The 1,013-nt window shown below is 59.9% G+C and carries 1 protein-coding gene; it reads left to right on the top strand.

Features of this window, described 5'->3' with window-relative positions:
* Nucleotides 1-1,013, top strand: a 1,013-nt coding sequence (tuf, locus tag EK369_RS21275; RefSeq protein WP_127116279.1) for an elongation factor Tu, incomplete at its 3' end; no start/stop codon positions are given.

Here is a 1,013-nt window from a genome sequence, read left to right as displayed (position 1 = left end):
ATGGCTAAGGAAAAGTTTGAGCGGAGCAAACCGCACTGCAACATCGGCACCATCGGTCACGTTGACCATGGCAAGACCACTCTGACCGCGGCGATCACCAAGCAATATGGTGACTTCAAAGCCTATGACGAGATTGACGGCGCGCCGGAAGAGAAAGCCCGCGGCATCACCATCTCGACCGCGCACGTCGAGTATGAGACCGACGCGCGTCACTACGCCCACGTCGACTGCCCCGGCCACGCTGACTATGTGAAGAACATGATCACCGGTGCCGCACAGATGGACGGCGCGATCCTGGTTGTGAACGCCGCAGACGGCCCGATGCCCCAGACCCGCGAGCACATCCTGTTGGGTCGCCAGGTTGGCATCCCTGCCATGGTCGTGTTCATGAACAAGGTTGACCAGGTTGACGACGAAGAGCTCCTGGAGCTGGTCGAAATGGAAATCCGCGAGCTGTTGACCGAATACGGCTATCCTGGCGACGACATCCCTGTCATCGCGGGTTCGGCCCTGGCGGCTCTGGAAGACCGTGACGCCAACATCGGTTCGGAAAAAATCGCTGAGCTGATGGCGGCTGTTGATGAGTTCATCCCGCAGCCTCCGCGCGCGGTTGACGAGCCGTTCCTGATGCCGATCGAAGACGTGTTCTCGATCTCGGGCCGCGGTACCGTTGTGACCGGCCGTGTTGAGCGTGGTGTTGTGAACGTTGGTGACGAACTGGAAATCGTCGGCATCAAGGACACGCAGAAAACCACCTGTACCGGTGTTGAAATGTTCCGCAAGCTGCTGGATCGCGGTGAAGCCGGCGACAACATCGGCGCCCTCCTGCGTGGTATCGACCGTGAAGCGGTTGAGCGTGGCCAGGTTCTGTGCAAGCCGGGTTCGGTGAACCCGCACACCAAGTTCGAAGCCGAAGCCTATATCCTGACCAAGGATGAAGGTGGCCGTCACACGCCGTTCTTCGCGAACTACCGTCCGCAGTTCTACTTCCGCACCACCGACGTGACCGGCAC

It is taken from the genome of Shimia sediminis, assembly GCF_003990645.1.
Lineage (GTDB): Bacteria > Pseudomonadota > Alphaproteobacteria > Rhodobacterales > Rhodobacteraceae > Shimia > Shimia sediminis.
The sequence above is the reverse complement of the archived record's forward strand: the minus strand, read 5'-3'. Positions and strand labels throughout refer to the sequence as shown.